Source organism: Pseudomonadota bacterium, from assembly GCA_030775045.1.
Taxonomy (GTDB): Bacteria; Pseudomonadota; Alphaproteobacteria; order JALYJY01; family JALYJY01; genus JALYJY01.
The window spans coordinates 1-16,168 of record JALYJY010000036.1 but is presented as its reverse complement, the minus strand read 5'-3'; the positions used below and the strand labels follow the sequence as shown (position 1 = coordinate 16,168).

The window sequence follows — 16,168 nt, the reverse complement described above, 5'->3', positions numbered from 1 at the left end:
CCTCCAGCGTGGGGACCTTTTCCTTATACGCCGCAGGCAGGCCCAGATCTCGTCATTGGCCATCGCCTGGCGGGAGACACGCATGGGCATGCCCTCGTACGTCAGACTTCCATCCTCGATGCCTTCGTCAAGGACCTGCTTGCGCAGGACCTGCAGGTCAGGCTCGTACCTGGGCAGAACGGGCAGGATGCCGGTACCAAGTCCCATCGGGCCCGCATCCAGCGGCCTGTACAGGGAACCTGCCTCTTCATCCAGACGGATATATACGTCAGAAAACTGAAGTTCAGCTAACGCCATGCCCCTGCTCCACCCCCTCTGGAACAGGCCCCGCCGTTACAGACAAAGGCCCTGCCCCTTTTGTGAACATACCCTCTTTCAGTTCACAGGGGAAGATTTTTTGGCCTGCGCCAGCGGACCCAGGCCACAATCATGATGCGGGTCACCATGATGGCCGTGAACATGGAAGCCAGAAGCCCCACGGTCAGGGTCACGGCAAAGCCGCGCACAGGGCCCGTTCCCAGGCTGAACAGGACGGCGGCGGCAATCAGGGTGGTAATATTGCTGTCCAGGATCGCGGACAGGGCATTGGTATACCCGGCATCCACGGACGCCATGACAGAACGGCCCAGCCGGGCCTCCTCCCGCATACGCTCGAAGATCAGGACGTTCGCATCCACGGCCATACCCATGGTCAGCACTATACCGGCAATACCGGGCAGGGTCAGCGTGGCCTGGAACATGGACAGGATGGCAAACATCACCAGCAGGTTCAGGATCAGGGCAATATCCGCCAGGAACCCGAAAAATCCGTAGACCACAAGCATGAAACCGACCACCAGAACCAGACCCACCAGGCTGGCAATGGTCCCTGCCCTGATGGAATCCTCTCCCAGACCTGGTCCGACGGTTCTTTCCTCCAGGATTGTCAGGGGAGCAGGCAAAGCACCGGCCCGCAGCAGCACCGACAGGTTCTGGGCTTCCTGCACCGTAAAGCGACCCGAGATCACCCCGCTGCCGCCCGTAATGGGCTCACGGATCACAGGGGCGCTGATGATCTTTCCGTCCAGGACGATGGCAAAGGGTTTTCCCACGTTCTGGGTCGTCACCTCGGCAAATCTCCGTCCACCGGGAGTGTCAAAGCGGAAAGTCACAACAGGAGCCCCGTCCTGGAATCCCGGCTGGGCATCCACCAGGTTTTCACCGGTCAGGATGGACTGTTTCCGGACAGCCAGTTTCTGGCCGGGCATATCCGCCATAGGCAGCCATTCAGAGCTGGCTGATGCCACTGATCCCGGTGTGGCCGCCTCGTCCACCAGCCGGAAATAGAGCTTCGCGGTCTTGCTGAGAATTTCCCGAAGCTGTGCAGGATCCCGCAGACCCGGCACCTGGACCACGATGCGGTTTTCCCCCTGGCGCTGGATGGCAGGTTCCCGGGTTCCCAGGGCATCCACACGGCGGCGGACAATCTCCACCGATTCATCCACAATGCGCCGGGCCCGCTCCTGCCGGGCCACATCGCCCAGACGAACCCTGATCTGCCCGTTTCCGGCGTCAGAGATCTCAAGACCCGGATCAAGCCCCCGGATCACCGTCATGGCCCGGGCTGCTTCCCCCGGGTCGCGGATGACGGCATTCAGGACGCCCTGCGTGGATGAGAGGGACGTGTAGCCGATCTTTTCCTTGCGCAGTTCCGCCCGGACCATGTCGGAAAAGGAGGCTGTGTATTCCTGGATGGCAACATCCGTTTTCACCTCCAGCAACAGGTGCGACCCGCCCTGGAGATCAAGCCCCAGGTTCACAGTCTGGGAGGGAAGCCAGGAAACGCCTCCGGCCCATTTTTCCCCCAGCAGGTTGGGCAGAAAAAAAAGCACTGCCACCAGACAGGCGACGGTCACCAGGACAATCTTCCAGCGCGGAATATTGAACATGCCTGTTATTCTGCCTTCCCGTTATCGGTCTTCGCCGGCACAGGCTCCGGCTTTGCAAGGGTCGAGGCGACCGTTGACCGCAGGACCTTCACCCTGACATTCTCGGCAATTTCCACCGTCATCTCGTCACCGGCATCGATCTTCACAATCTGGCCCACGATCCCGCCGCCAGTGACAATCCTGTCCCCCCGGCGCAGGGCAGCCAGCATCTTCTGGTGCTCCTTCAGTTTCCTCTGCTGGGGCCGGATCAGCAGGACCCAGAACACCACAAAGATCAGCAGGAACGGGACAAAACTGACAAGATCGTGACTGATAGCCGGCATGGAATGACTTTCCCTGAACTGGACGACGGGGCGTGACTATAACCTCAAAGTTCCCGCTTGCCAACGCTCAGGCTTTTTCCGGCGGAGACGGGCACAGGCGCAGCCACAGGAACCCGACAACCGCCGACAGCAGGGACCCTGTCAGGACACCCAGGCGCATCGCATCGACATGCTGCCCATCGTCAAAGGCCAGCATCCCGATGAACAGGCTCATGGTAAAACCGATGCCGGTCAGGATGGCTGCTCCGTACAGCTGCCTCCAGGACGCGCCGGCCGGAAGCCTTGCGATATTGAACCGCACCGTCATCCATGCCGACAGGAATACGCCGGCCTGTTTTCCCAGAAACAGGCCCAAGGCAATGCCCAGAGGCAGGGGCTGCAGGACACTGGCCAGCGCAACCCCTTCCAGGGGAACCCCGGCGTTTGCAAAGGCAAACAGGGGCAGGATCATGTACGACACCGGAGCGTGAAGGCGCGCCTCCAGCCTTTCCATCTTTCCCGCGGGAATGGTCATGGCCAGGATAACGCCCGCCAGCGTGGTATGGATTCCGGATTTCAGGACACAGACCCACAGCATAGCACCCATCACCAGATAGGGCCACAAACGGCTGATCCCGCCCCGGTTCATCAGGACCATGGCCAGCATCACACCTGACGCCAGGACCAATGGAAGCGCCGCCAGATCATGGGAATAGAACAGGGCGATGATCACAATGGCGCCCAGATCGTCCATGATGGCCAGGGCCAGCAGGAACAGCCGGAGCGAAGGCGGAACACGCCGGCCCGCAAGGGCGAGGATCCCCAGGGCAAAAGCGATATCCGTCGCCACCGGGATGGCCCATCCGTGCGCGACGTCCGGCATGTCCCGGCTGATCGCCATATAGATCAGGGCCGGCATGATCATCCCGCCCAGGGCTGCAGCAACGGGCAGGACAGCCTTGCGCGGGGATGAGAGCTCTCCCTGTGTGAATTCCCGTCTGATTTCCAGCCCCACCAGAAGGAAAAACACAGCCATCAGGCCGTCGTTGATCCACAGCAACAGGGGCTTGTGGAGCCGGAACTCCCCCGCCCCCAGGCCAAGCGGCGCATCGAGCCAGGCCTGGTACACCGGCCTGAAATCCGAATTGGCTGCAACCAAGGCCAGCGCCGTGGCCAGAAGCAGCAAAACCCCGGAAAGAACTTCTGTCCGGATGTATGTCCCGGCAATGCCGTGGAGCTCGCCGGTCATCCGGGGCCCTGGACCAGCTGCCCGTCACGCAGCTCCAGCACCCGGTCCATGCGCGAGGCCAGCTCCAGGTTATGGGTGGCGATCAGGGCGCCGACGCGGCTTTCCCGCACCATCCGGACCAGCATGTCAAACACCGTCAGCGACGTCTGGTGATCCAGGTTGCCCGTGGGCTCGTCAGCGATCAGCACCTGGGGCCGGTTCGCCAGCGCACGGGCAATGGCGGCCCGCTGCTGCTCCCCCCCCGACAGGTGCGCGGGACGGTGGGTGGTCCGCTGCGACAACCCGACCATGGCCAGAAGATCCCGGGCCCTTTTCTCCGCCTTGCCGCGGGACGATCCGTCAACCAGCTGGGGCAGCACAACATTTTCCAGGGCCGAAAATTCCGGCAGCAGGTGATGGAACTGGTAGACAAACCCCAGCGAGCGGCGGCGCAGGGCCGTCCTCTCGTTATCGGACAGGGTTCCGGCCCGCTGGCCATGAACCAGAACATCGCCTCCGTCCGGCCGTTCCAGAAGTCCCGCCACATGCAGCAGGGTGGATTTGCCCGATCCGGACGGCCCTACCAGAGCCACCAGTTCGCCCGCATGGACGGACAGGGAGATTCCGCGCAGGATTTCCAGCCGCGTCCCGGCCTGTTCATAGGTCCGCACAACGCCGCTCAGTCTCAGGACCGGAACCTGGTTATTCATAGCGCAGGGCCTCCACCGGATCCAGGCGCGCCGCCCGCCACGAGGGGTACAGTGTGGCACCAAACGACAGCGCCAGGGCCATCAGGACGACCCGCGCCACCTCGCCATAGTCCACTTCTGCCGGCAGGTGGGTCAGGAAATAGACATCGGCCGGGAACAGCTGCCACCCGGTCAGGGACTGCAGCCCCTGGCGGATGGCCTCAATATTCTCTGCAAACAGGATCCCGATCACCAGGCCCACGGCAGTCCCCAGGAATCCGATGCTGGCGCCGCTCAGAAAAAAGATGCGCATGATCATGCCCCGGGTCGCCCCCATGGTGCGCAGGATGGCGATATCCTTGCCCTTGTCCTTGACCAGCATGATCATGCTGGAAATGATGTTGAAGGCGGCCACCAGGATGATCAGGCTCAGGATCAGGAACATGACGTTGCGTTCCACCTGCAGGGCCGAGAAAAAGCTGCTGTTGGTATCCTGCCAGCTGAGGACCCGGACGCCCTCCCCCACCGCTTTGGACAGGGTTCTGCGCATCTCCAGCGGAAAGACCGGATTTTCGATCATCACTTCCAGCGACGTCACCGCAGCTGGGACCCGGAACAGGGCCTGCGCCGCATCCAGGGGCATGAAGACATAGACGTTGTCATACTCGAACATGCCGATATCAAAGACAGCTGCCACTTCATAGCTGGCCATGCGGGGCTGCATGCCAAAGGGACCGGGCGTTGTCCGCGGACTGATGACCGGCAGGACATCGCCCGGTTTCAGGCTCAGCCGATCGGCCATGCGGGCACCGATCACCACTTTCATACCCTCGAAACCGTCAAGCGATCCCGCCACAAGATGCCCCGCCAGGGTGGGCCGGGCCTTCAGGTCTTCGGGCCTGACACCCCGGACCAGTGCTCCCGAAGCTCCGCCGGGAGCTGTGACCAGCACCTGTCCCTCGATCACCGGCGTGACGGATTTCACGCCCTGCATCAGGCGCAGCTGGCTGGCCAGTGGATCAAAATCCGGCAGCGGACCGCCACTGGCTGCATAAACATTGACATGGCCGTTCAGACCCAGGATCCGGCCCAGAAGCTCCTGCCGGAAGCCGTTCATGACAGACATGACGATGATCAGCGTAGCCACGCCCAGCATAATTCCCAGGAACGAGAACCACGCAATGACCGACACAAATCCTTCCTGCCGCCGCGCACGCAGATACCGGAAAGCCACAAACCGCTCGAACAGCGAAAACATCACCTGATCCTGACCTGTCAAAGACCCACTGTTATTGGCCCGTTGGCGGATCAGGTCAAGGCCCGAATACGTCTTCCTGGCCTCGTCCGCCTGAAAAAACACTGTATCGCCCGCCCTTGACAAAGTGACTATTTTCCTATATATGGTGCAGGTGTTTTTTGAGGGGGGCTTAAGTATGGCAAAAAATCACTCTTTTACCTCCCCCTCGGGAAAACCTTGCGCAAGTCCTGCGCCCCCATCTGTCATCCCCAGCGCAGGTGGGGATGACAGATGGGGTTATGCAGATTCCCACAGGGGAAGAAGCCTGATGCCCAGAAAAACGCAAAATTCTGGACATCAAGGCCTCAACCCCATGCCTGGCGGGAAAAGTAGATGTCACAGCATGACTGACATCCGGACATTAAAGGATACTTCCCCTGATGTTACAAAATTCGCATGTTTTGTAACATCAGATCCTTTCAGCCAGCACTGGCACGGGTATAAGATGTTACAGGCCCTGTACCATCATGTATCATCAATTTCAGGAGTTCTCCCATGACCATCCAGCGCGTCGCAGTCATCGGTTCCGGTGTGATGGGCAGTGCGATTGCGGCCCACTTTGCCAATGCGGGCGTGCCGGTGCACCTGCTGGACATTGTGCCCGACGACCAGAAAGCCGCCGGCTCGCCCGATCGCAGCCGTCTGGCCCGCACGGCCATCGAGAAAATGCTCAAGACCGATCCGGCCCCGTTCATGCATCCGAAAAACGCGAAACTGGTCACGCCCGGCAATCTGGAGGACGACCTGAAAACCCTCGCCGATGTGGACTGGATCGTCGAGGCTGTGCTGGAAAATCCGCAGATCAAATCCGACCTGTACAAACGCATCGACCCGGTGCGGAAAAAGGGTTCCATAATCTCCTCCAACACCTCGACCATTCCCCTGCACATTCTGACGGAAGGCCAATCAAAGGCGTTTGCGCAGGATTTTCTCATCACCCACTTTTTCAACCCGCCGCGGTACATGCGCCTGCTGGAGATTGTCGCCGGCGAGAAAACCCGCACCGACGCTGTGACTGTCATCACGAACTTTGCCGACTGCATGCTGGGTAAGGGCGTGGTGCCGTGCAAGGACACGCCAGGCTTTATCGCCAACCGCATCGGCATGTTCTGGATGCAGGCCTCGTTCAACGCGGCGCTGGATTTGGGCTTGAGCGTGGAGGAAGCCGACGCGGTGTCCGGCAAGCCCTTTGGCATTCCAAAGACCGGCGTGTTCGGCCTGTCGGGCCTGATCGGGCTCGATCTGCTGCCCCGCGTCAAGGCCAGTATGTCTGCCACGTTGCCCAAAGACGACGCCTATCTGAAGATTTCCCGCGACTGGCCGCTGCTGGATAAACTGATCGCGGAAGGATACACAGGCCGCAAGGGCAAGGGCGGATTCTATCGCCTGAACGTGGCCACCGACGGCACGAAAACCAAAGAGTCCGTCAACCTGAAAACCGGCGCCTGGGGCCCCAGCGGCAAGCCTGTTCTGGAAAGCGCCGAAGCCGGCAAAAAGGGCCTGCGCGCGGTGGTGGAACACCCGGACAAGGGCGGAAAATTTGCGTGGGCGGTGCTCAGCCAGACCCTGTCCTACGCTGCCGATCTGGTACCGCAGATCGCCGATACCATCACCGCGGTGGACGAGGCCATGCGTCTGGGATTCAACTGGAAAGCCGGCCCGTTCGAGATGATGGATCAGCTGGGCACCGCCTGGCTGGCCGAGCGCCTGCAGAAAGAAGGTAAACCCCTCCCCACCATGCTGAAAATTGCTGCGGGCCGGCCCTTCTATCGCGTGGAGAAAGGCCAGCTGGAATCCATGACGGTGAAAGGCGACTATGCGCCTGTAAAGCGGCCGGACGGCGTGCTGCTGCTGTCCGATCTGAAGCGCCACAGCAAGCCGGTGGCGAAGAATGGCTCGGCCAGCCTGTGGGACATTGGCGACGGAGTTCTGTGCCTGGAATTCACGTCAAAAATGAACTCCATCGACGACCAGATCTTCGCCATGGCCCGCACCGCCATCGACACCATCGGCGATGGCAAGGGCGATTACAGGGCGCTGGTGATCTATAACGAGAGCGAGAATTTCTCCGTCGGCGCCAATCTGGGTCTGGCGCTGTTCGCCCTGAACGTGGCGCTGTACCCGGCGGTGGAGCAGTTGATCTCCGAGGGTCAGGAAACCTGGATGGCGCTGAAATATGCGCCCTTCCCCGTGGTCAGCGCCCCGTCGGGCATGGCGCTGGGCGGCGGGTGCGAGCTGTTGCTGCACTCAGACGCGGTACAGGCCCACGCGGAAACCTACACAGGCCTGGTCGAGGTGGGCGTAGGCGTCATCCCCGGCTGGGGCGGGTGCAAGGAAATGCTGCTGCGCCACGCGGCCAACAAAAAGCGCCCGGGCGGACCCATGCCTCCCGTTGCGACAGCTTTTGAAAACATCAGCACAGCGAAAGTGGCCAGGTCGGCGGCCGAGGCGCACGACCTTCTGATCCTGCGCTCGACCGATGGCATCACCATGAACCGCGACCGCCAGCTGGCCGATGCAAAAGCCAAAGCACTGGAGCTGGCAAAGGGTTACATGCCGCCGCAGCCCGGCGAAATCCGCCTCCCCGGCCCGTCGGCGAAACTGGCGCTGCAGATGGCCGTGGACGGCTTCGCCAAACAGGGCAAGGCGACTCCCTACGACGTGGTGGTGACCAACCACCTGGCGGAAGTTCTCAGCGGCGGCAACACCGACATCACGCAGGTGCTGTCCGAACAGACCCTGCTGGATCTGGAGAAAGACAGCTTCATCCGCCTCGTCTGCCACGACGGCACCCTGCGCCGCATCGAACACATGCTGGACACCGGCAAGCCGTTGAGGAATTGAGGCCCTAACCCCTCACTCCTGGAACAAGCCCTCCCCAGCGTTTGGCCACGGAGATCTTTTTCTTGCGGCCCATAACAAGCTCTTCCATACACTGGCTGTACGCGATGTAAAACTCCAGTCCCTGCAAGTGGTCATATTGTGGGGAGATATCCGGCATTCTGTCCGAACCGAAAGTGTCCTTGGCACTGCGAAGATAGAATGCTGTTTTCACAACATAGAACCAATTCGAAACCTCCCCGCCGGGCAAATATTTCTCTGGCAGAAAAACCCTTCTGATTTTTTTTATCTCTTCCAGAGTCAGCCCGGCCAGCCGTATCCATCCTTTTGGATGAGGCCTTTCTAAGGGTAATCCTGCAAAATGTGCCCCGGATACCGGCTTTATCCCTTCAAGAACATGTCGCAGTTTAAGGCGAGCACCCTTTTTCTTGACGCTTTCCAGCGCTTCCCCGCCAATGGCCCAGACTTTTTGTTTCTGTTCCTGCCCGGGTTCAGAAAACCTGTCGCTTAAAGCAAAGGCAGCAGCTTCATCATAAGTCATGAAGCGTTTGTCCCTGTCCGTTCTGGGGCTTTGAACAGGCTGGACAAGGACAGGGCTTTCATCCTGCAGGGCAGAAGGGGGAACAGGCTGAACATCTTGCCTGCGATACAAATCCAGCAGCCTGTTCCTGTCAGCCTCTTCCAGGGGCAGAGCTGCCACGAAAAGACCAGCAAGAGCTGGCGAAGGCAGAAAATCGTTCTCAACAAGCATTATAGCAGCCTGCAAACTGCATGCTCCGGTTTTACCCTCCCCCTCCCTGCTTCAAGGGTCAGATCCACCCTGCACAGCAGTTTTCCAGCCTTGGACTGAAAATAAAGCGCGTTTTCCAGGGGTGCCTGACCTCTGTCTTCCCAGGACTTTAAAGTTATATAGATCTGATCTGCAAAATCGCCCGGTGTCCATTCTGCCCGCAATCTAGAGGCATGGAGCACAGCGCCGAAACTTTCGACAGCTCCAGAAAGGAGGATTTTATCAGACATGTCCTGACCAATCTGTACAAAAAAGATTTTCAAGCCTGTAATCTATTTTACCGGAATACTTTCAGCCAGACTGGTTTTTCCTGAAATAAGCCCATGTCAGGGCAGGAAATATGGATTCTGCCGAAACTCTGCGGTAAAAACCTGATTGTTTAAAATGTGCAGACTGAATTTCGAATAAAGGCAAAAATGAAAATTTCCCCCGGAAAATACCGTCACTACAAGGGGCAGGAGTACGAAGTCCTGCACCTGGCGCAGCACACGGAAACCGAAGAAGAACTGGTGGTTTACAAAGCCCTCTATGGCGACCAGAAGATCTGGGTCCGGCCACTGGCCATGTTCCGTGAAAACGTGATCGTCGACGGCAAAATCCTGCCCCGGTTCGAGCGGGTGGAGGGTTAAACCATGCGCCTGGGATGTTCATTATGCCCTGGATGAGGGACAGGTCAAAAAGCTCCGCCAGGTGCCGGAGGGTGAGCGGCACGCGCTGGTGGAAAACGCCTTTGAAAAGGAGATCCATGATTCCTGGAAACTGGATACGCACAAGGCCTGGGAAGACCTGCACCGCAGCCTGACGGAAGACGACAGTAACGAGTGCGACTTCGACGCCGGAACCTTTCCCCTGAACCAGGCCTTTTCGGCGGAGAGAATTTCGACACCGCGGACGATGATTACTACATCCGTTTGTGCAAGGCCGAAGACGTGCCCGCCGTGGCCACAGCGCTGGAGGCCAGCCCGGAAGACGAATTCCGGAAACGCCATGCCGCCACCTTTGACGGCTCTTTCGACGACGACGAAGAGGACGAGATCCCCGACGGCCCCTGGGGTGATTTCGAGGAAGTGCGCCTCTTCTTCCGCAAAGCCGCCAACGCCGGAAAAACCATCATTTTTACCGTAGCGTTACAGGCAGCCCATGTCCTCTCCCGCCCTTCTGGTGATCGACCTGCAGAAAGGCTTTGTCGACCGGGGCATGGAGGAACTGCCCAGGCGGATCGAGGTCCTGTTTGACCGGTATGAACATCTGTATGCCACCCGCTTTATCAACACCCGGCCCCTGTACGAGCAGCGCCTGGGATTCCGGCGCGTGCGCCAGTCACCGGAAACCGACCTAGCCTTCGCGCCCCCGCCCCATATGCAGGTGTTTTCAAAATCCGGCTATGGACTGCACGGCACAGGCGTGATCGAGGCCCTGCAGACCCAAGGCATAACGCAGGTTCATCTGTGCGGCTGTGACACTGACGCCTGCGTTCTGGCGGCTGCTTACGGACTATGGGATGCGGGCATCGCGCCCTTCGTGCTGGAGCATGCCACCATGACCAGCGCAGGCGAATCCTCAAAACAGGCCGCCCTCACCCTCTTCCGCCGCCAGTTCGGAAAAGACTGCATAATCTGACTATCTGGGCGCGGCAGCAGGCGCCACAGTGGCAGAGACCCCCCGCGGCCAGGAGCACAGACACTCCGGGCCTGACTGGACCCTTGCAACAGGCCGCTGTACAGGCTGTCTCCTGTACCTGGCCAGATCTGCATCCCGGACGGCCATGCGCTCCCGGGCATCGCCGCAGGAATTGGGGATGGATACTGCCGCCAGATTGCCCAGGATAAAAAGTCCGATGCGAAGGCTGACAGATGTTTTCATTCCGGTCCTCCGGGTTCAGAAGGACCTTTTCTGTAATGTTCTGCCGTGACAGGATCCAGCAGGCATCAGGCTTAACCCGATACAGGCATAACCAAGGTATACCAGACGAAAGTCAGGGAGCAGGACCGGAAGGAACGCGGACCCCGGGCATATTGTCCCCTGCCCTTTTTTCTTCAGATACTGCAGCAAGAAAGGCCTCCGGTGGGCCGGACAGCCTTCCGATCTGGATGCGTGGACAATCCAATCCCATGGATTTTGCTGCCTCAACCACGTCGCTGCGACTCAACGCCATGACACATACTCCCTTTGACACCTCTGTTTTAGGACATGAAGCCTTAACAGGAGGTAAACAGGACAAAGCATGTCAGGCGATCAGGGAACGGACTGCTGTTTTCTGCCCGCTGTTCCTTTCAAGACGCTGCGCGCTCAGCATGATGCGTTTCAGTTTATCACCGTAACAGAGGTAGAAATTCCGTCCACGCAGGTCCCTGCATTCTGCCTGGATATCGGGAATGTTGTCCGGGCCAAAACGATCCCGGGCGAGGCAGAGGAAGTATGCAGCTTTCAGAATACACCAGCTGTCAAATTCAGCTCCCGGTGACTTGCGCCGCGGAAAAACAGCAAGGAGGGCCTCAAGCTGGCCTGTTGTCAGACCTGCCAGACGAATAAGCCTCTCATTATTGGCTGCATCCGGAAGCAGGCCGTCAAAAGATACTACCGCAGCAGGCTGGATACCTCTGATAACGAAACCCAGTTTCCCGCGCGTATGATTCTTCAGAACTTTTTCCAGGTTTTTACTGTCAATGGTCCAGACCAGCCCCAATGAACCGTCAGCAACCCGCAGGGCAAAAGCAGCTGCCTCGACATAAGGCATGACAGAATATCCAGGAGGAACGGAGAGCATTTTCACAGCAGGAACAGGCCCCTCCCTGGGACCAGGGGCAGCAACTGGCCCTGCAAGGGGCTGCACCAGGGCTGCCTGCCCTGTCTTGACCGGCGCAGGCGTTCCGGCGGACAAGGCCAAAGCAGTTCCCTCCACAGGGCCAGTGGTCCGCTGGTGGACGATCTCGCCCGCATTTTTTGTTCGGGCGAGATGTAAATCTGTTGCAGGGAAATGAGAAGCACCTGCACTAATCTTTTGGCTTTCAGCGGGTGCTGTAGTCCCCTGTACAGGCACCCTGGCAACAGATTTGTACTTCGCACTGGTTATGCGGCTTCTGGCGATATGGAGAATTTCTCTCATACGGTCCGCCAATACCTTCTGGAATGAAAATCCAGGATTTCCCCATGTTCGATCCATCGGGATGTTGTTCGGGCCAAAGGTTTCCCTCGCATCAGCCAGCCACCATGCGGCCTGCAGGGCCTGACCTTTCATCATTTCAGTATCATTTTTCCCCCGAAAATATGTTGCCGGGGTTTTCAGCGTGTACAGAGGAAGATATGAAAGCCTGATATCACCATTCCGCGATGGTTTGCCAAGATCCATATCGGCAAACTCTGTCAGTGCTACCAGACGGATTTCGCCGCCAGCAGGTTCAGGGACTCCTTTTTTGAACGCCCAGACACTGTCACCATCCTGCAGGACGAAGCGGGTAGCTTCTTCAAGGGTTGTAACCAGATGCCCGTACTCTTTCGGAACAGGCCGTTTTACAGGATCTGTCCTTTTTCTGGTCCGTACTGGTGACCGTACAGGCTGGGGAATTGCCGACGCCGGCGGAGCCTTTCCCACAGCTGGGGCAGCCTGTCCTTTCTGGCCCACAACCTGCAGGATAGTGTCGGCAAAAAGCGGTGAGGGAGAGGCCTTGCCCTCTTCCACAAGGACAAGAGCCTCATCCAGGTTGCAGTACTGCCGTCCGGCGAAATCCCCCTTTTCAAGGGTCAGATCAATGGTCCGGCGCCTGCTTTCTACAACAATAAAAAGATCCGTTTCCTTCTTCCGGCCTGTCCAGCTGGCCCATGCTGCATGCACCAGATCCCGAAAACCCTGGGGTTGCAAACCTTTCTTTTCCCTGTGCTGCCTCATGGAGGTCCGAAGCTGACTTTCGGAAACTTTCGCCCGAACAGGGTCTGCTGATGTTTTTGGTCCCGGCGGTGCGACAGAAATTTTCGCCGGTTTCAGATTTGCGGGGGCCTGCCGGTTCCAGGCCTCCATCAACTCCATTTTGCCGGGTCCCTTCACGTTCAGAACTTCCAGAAGCAGATCCCTGAAAATGGGTGAGGGAATCGCTCCATAGCTTTCCATCAGGGTCAGGGCGTCATAGGGGTTGTAAATCCCATCTGCATACGCCTCCTCATCCAGATGGAGCGGGATTCGGTGTCTCTTTCCTTTTTCATCCACCAGGAACAGGAGGGTGTCATTAACGGGCTAACGGATACCCGGTTCCCGCCCAGGCTTCCCGCTTTCTGTCCAGCCTCTCCACAGAAGGCGCAGCCTGTGGACAACCTCGTCAGGTCCATTCTTCGGCTGCCGCAGAAGTTGCTTCAGCAGATCCCCAAAATTTCCGGAAGATCCTTCAGCCATTTCTTAACCATTCTGTGATATGAAAATCCTATGGGATCGATGTATCTCCTGCAAATACTTTCCGCCAGTCTGATTCTGGCCACGGCTCCGGCCGGGGAACAAAAGCCCGCCTGTGACCAGGAACAGGTTATCCAGGGCATCATGGCATTCATGGCGAAAACTGCCGGGGACGGCAAGCAGAACGGCAGTAACTACAATTTTATCGGCCCTCACGACCGCGAGGAGGCGGAGGCTGCCGCAAAAGCCCTGGCTCCCGATAAAAAAATTCCCGGGGAGACTGCTGAGGAAAAAAAGACAAACCGTGAGATACTTGCAAGGGATTTCGCAGCAGTCTATCTGCGCCACAGCCCCGACGCCGCCTGCCAGTCCGTCAATGGCACATACGGACTGGATTACCTGACGCCGGTATATATCGAGGTCTACACAGATGGAAAACGCCGGAAGAGAGAACAGGAAGTCCGGAAACAGAGCGTGGCGTTCGGCATCAAAGGCAACAGGGGCGTCGAGCTGAAGGACTATGCCCGGGATATGAACCCTGATGGGGAATCAGTGAAAACGGCCCTGGACGAAGTCCAGGCGGCTGCGGATCTGGTCGTTGCGGGCGGGCCCCTTCCGGACGCCATGGACATGCCCGCCACGCGCTTTCGCCTCTCCCGTCTGGTCCGGGCCATCAGGGAAAAACAGCCCGGGGAAAATATTGCAGAACGCAGGACAGAAACCGCCGTGGCTTTTATCCTTGAAAGCAGGGATGCAAGGTGGGGCATGGACAGGCCTGCGCCGGACATCAAAAAGATCAATGAACTGATCAGCAAACAGTTTGGCCCCCGGAAACGGGAGCTGGTGAAGGCGCTGAACCACATTGCGAACGCCAGGCAAAAAGACAGAAGACAGCTGGTCTATACGTTCAGCGCCATGGACGATGAAACCGCCTTGTGGTTGAGCCAGGCATGGGAAGCGCGGCTGGCCGGACAGCGGGGCAAAATGGACTATTATGCCGGCAATGCCATTCTGTCCGCCATGGCCGCTGATCCGGCCCGGTTTACCCTGGGTCTGGTCGAACCCCAGGGCCAGTGCCGGGAGGCAGCCCTGGTTCGCAAAACGAACCGGGGAGAAAAGCGGGAGAACGTGACCCGGTGTTACCTATCCCTGGGACGAAAGACTTCTCTCTCCATCAACACCCCGTAGCGTAGTCAGCCAGTCCCGTCCCCTCCGGATCAAAGATGAACGGCTGCTGCAGCGTATACCAGGACCCTTCCTTGTGCGATCCGGAGACCAGCCACCAGGTCCTTCCGTCTATCACGGCCACCATCTCCAGGTGGCTGAAATTGTCATAGTCCATGGAATAACCGATTACCCCGTCAGAAAAACCGGACAGGCTGTCCAGAACCTTCAGCGCATCGAAATTCCAGCCGTCCGGTCCCTGCGGAACAACCACAGCCATGGCCCAGCCGAGGCGGTCGCCCACAAACCATCCCGCCCGGACATACAGGACAGGGGCCTCCCCCGGGCCTCCAGGAGCCAGCCCCAGCTCAAGCCGCCGCTCCGGAGAGCCGGAGACAAGTCCTTCATAGAGTTTCATGGCCTGTGCAGCTTCTTCTTCTGCCGCGGGATTCCCCTCAAAACTTCTTTTCATGTAATCCACTGTCACATCCCGTGGTATTTCCGCATCCAGCTGCTGGCGCATCAGGGTATCCAGAACCTGCCAGAGGGTTTTCTGCTCCTCCGGCTTCAGCTGCACCGTCCGGTCCACCGGGAAAACCGCTGCTTTCACGTGCGCAGCATCCACAGCCAGCGCAACACCGTAACCTTCCTGTGGCTGCTTCAGGCCCTCCGCAACGCCCAAAAATCCGGCTTCCACGGCCGCACAGGCCTCTCCCTCGATCATCCGGATATTCTTCAGCGGCAGGGGCTTTTTTCCAGGCTGCAGGATTACGGGCTGTTCCCAGTGCGGCAGGACCGTTTTTGTCCCCTCCGTGGCATTGCGGATGTAATGGACCGGCAAACCTTCCAGCGGATCAGGTTCCCAGCCTTCTTCCGTGTTGATTTTCCTCTCCTTCATGGGACCTTCCAGGTCTGTGAATTCACCCAGCGGGATCCAGACCTGTTTCCCCGGGCCCCACAGGGCAAAGGATACCCGGGGGTATTCAGCCGCCAGAGCGGGAAAGGCGCAGAGCAGGACAACAGAAAGAAAAAGCATGCGTTTCATGGGACAGCCTCCACACACCCTGAAAATGCCACAAGTCCGCAGGATACAGGGATACCGGTATCAGAGGAATATCCATGACTTCGCGTTTTCCTGTCCTGTTTCTTGTCTGCGCCCTTCTGTCCCTTCCTGGCCCTGCACTGGCGCAGGAAGCTGCCATTCCCGCCAGCCGGGAACAGATTGCGATGTCGTTCTCCCCCATCGTGAAGACAGTGGCGCCGGCAGTGGTGAACATCTACACCCGGCGCGTGGTGCGCCAGCAGGTGTTCTCACCCTTCATGAACGACCCGTTCTTCCGCGAATTTTTCGGCCAGTCCCTGCCCGGCGGCCTGACGCGGGAGCGGGTGCAGAACTCTCTGGGATCCGGTGTCATCGTGGCCGCGGACGGACTGATCGTCACCAACGCCCACGTGATCAAGGGCGCGGACGAGATCAGGGTGGGCCTGTCCGACCGGCGTGAATTCACGGCCGAGGTTGTGCTGACCGACACCCGCACGGACCTGGCG

General features: G+C 58.9%; 17 protein-coding genes. 6 read left to right on the top strand and 11 right to left on the bottom strand.

Annotation, left to right across the window (positions count from 1 at the left end; genetic code table 11):
- From M3O22_04640 to M3O22_04615, 6 genes are all read right to left on the bottom strand, one after another.
- Positions 1-297, bottom strand: a 297-nt coding sequence (locus M3O22_04640) for a hypothetical protein (GenBank protein ID MDP9196046.1), incomplete at its 3' end; no start/stop codon positions are given.
- Positions 298-380: 83 nt separating this feature from the next.
- Positions 381-1,928, bottom strand: coding sequence for a protein translocase subunit SecD (gene secD, locus M3O22_04635; protein ID MDP9196045.1), 1,548 nt, complete (start codon positions 1,926-1,928; stop codon positions 381-383).
- A 5-nt stretch (positions 1,929-1,933) separates the two neighbouring features.
- The gene (gene yajC, locus M3O22_04630; protein ID MDP9196044.1) at positions 1,934-2,251 is read right to left on the bottom strand and encodes a preprotein translocase subunit YajC; all 318 of its coding nucleotides are present in this window, start codon (positions 2,249-2,251) and stop codon (positions 1,934-1,936) included.
- Between the two features lie 67 nt (positions 2,252-2,318).
- A complete protein-coding gene (gene nhaA / locus M3O22_04625) occupies positions 2,319-3,479 on the bottom strand; it encodes a Na+/H+ antiporter NhaA (GenBank protein MDP9196043.1) in 1,161 nt (386 codons plus the stop codon).
- Entirely contained in the window at positions 3,476-4,168 is a 693-nt protein-coding gene (locus M3O22_04620; GenBank protein ID MDP9196042.1) for an ABC transporter ATP-binding protein, read from the bottom strand. The genes nhaA and M3O22_04620 overlap by 4 nt, the downstream gene beginning before the upstream one ends.
- Positions 4,161-5,408, bottom strand: coding sequence for a lipoprotein-releasing ABC transporter permease subunit (locus M3O22_04615; protein MDP9196041.1), 1,248 nt, complete (start codon positions 5,406-5,408; stop codon positions 4,161-4,163). Before M3O22_04615 ends, M3O22_04620 begins: the two co-directional genes overlap by 8 nt.
- A 531-nt stretch (positions 5,409-5,939) precedes the next feature.
- Between M3O22_04615 and M3O22_04610 the strand changes: the two genes are divergently transcribed.
- Positions 5,940-8,288 carry a 3-hydroxyacyl-CoA dehydrogenase NAD-binding domain-containing protein gene (locus M3O22_04610; protein MDP9196040.1) on the top strand — a complete coding sequence of 783 codons (2,349 nt, stop codon included), beginning with the start codon at positions 5,940-5,942 and terminating at the stop codon, positions 8,286-8,288.
- 4 nt (positions 8,289-8,292) lie between these two features.
- Here M3O22_04610 and M3O22_04605 read toward each other — a convergent pair whose 3' ends face one another.
- Both M3O22_04605 and M3O22_04600 read right to left on the bottom strand, forming a co-directional pair.
- Positions 8,293-9,036 carry a hypothetical protein gene (locus M3O22_04605; GenBank protein ID MDP9196039.1) on the bottom strand — a complete coding sequence of 248 codons (744 nt, stop codon included), beginning with the start codon at positions 9,034-9,036 and terminating at the stop codon, positions 8,293-8,295.
- Positions 9,036-9,305, bottom strand: coding sequence for a hypothetical protein (locus tag M3O22_04600; protein MDP9196038.1), 270 nt, complete (start codon positions 9,303-9,305; stop codon positions 9,036-9,038). Before M3O22_04600 ends, M3O22_04605 begins: the two co-directional genes overlap by 1 nt.
- Positions 9,306-9,491: 186 nt before the next feature.
- Here M3O22_04600 and M3O22_04595 point away from each other — a divergent pair, with 186 nt between their 5' ends.
- The 3 genes from M3O22_04595 (at position 9,492) to M3O22_04585 (ending at position 10,695) form a co-directional block, all read left to right on the top strand.
- Positions 9,492-9,704: a DUF1653 domain-containing protein gene (locus M3O22_04595; protein MDP9196037.1), complete on the top strand. Its 213-nt coding sequence runs from the start codon at positions 9,492-9,494 to the stop codon at positions 9,702-9,704.
- Positions 9,705-9,896: 192 nt separating this feature from the next.
- Entirely contained in the window at positions 9,897-10,310 is a 414-nt protein-coding gene (locus M3O22_04590) for a YfbM family protein (protein MDP9196036.1), read from the top strand.
- Positions 10,216-10,695 carry a cysteine hydrolase gene (locus tag M3O22_04585; GenBank protein MDP9196035.1) on the top strand — a complete coding sequence of 160 codons (480 nt, stop codon included), beginning with the start codon at positions 10,216-10,218 and terminating at the stop codon, positions 10,693-10,695. The genes M3O22_04590 and M3O22_04585 overlap by 95 nt, the downstream gene beginning before the upstream one ends.
- On the opposite strand, the gene M3O22_04580 is transcribed toward M3O22_04585, so the two are convergent.
- Both M3O22_04580 and M3O22_04575 read right to left on the bottom strand, forming a co-directional pair.
- A complete protein-coding gene (locus M3O22_04580; GenBank protein MDP9196034.1) occupies positions 10,696-10,938 on the bottom strand; it encodes a hypothetical protein in 243 nt (80 codons plus the stop codon).
- Between the two features lie 364 nt (positions 10,939-11,302).
- The gene (locus M3O22_04575; GenBank protein ID MDP9196033.1) at positions 11,303-12,934 is read right to left on the bottom strand and encodes a hypothetical protein; all 1,632 of its coding nucleotides are present in this window, start codon (positions 12,932-12,934) and stop codon (positions 11,303-11,305) included.
- 555 nt (positions 12,935-13,489) lie between these two features.
- On the opposite strand from M3O22_04575, the gene M3O22_04570 reads away from it, so the two are divergent.
- Positions 13,490-14,644: a hypothetical protein gene (locus tag M3O22_04570; protein MDP9196032.1), complete on the top strand. Its 1,155-nt coding sequence runs from the start codon at positions 13,490-13,492 to the stop codon at positions 14,642-14,644.
- Here M3O22_04570 and M3O22_04565 read toward each other — a convergent pair.
- Complete coding sequence (locus M3O22_04565; GenBank protein MDP9196031.1) at positions 14,631-15,665, bottom strand: hypothetical protein; 1,035 nt, start codon at positions 15,663-15,665, stop codon at positions 14,631-14,633. The genes M3O22_04570 and M3O22_04565 overlap by 14 nt on opposite strands.
- A gap of 74 nt (positions 15,666-15,739) precedes the next feature.
- Here M3O22_04565 and M3O22_04560 point away from each other — a divergent pair.
- A partial coding sequence (locus tag M3O22_04560) for a S1C family serine protease (protein MDP9196030.1) occupies positions 15,740-16,168 on the top strand: 429 nt, incomplete at its 3' end.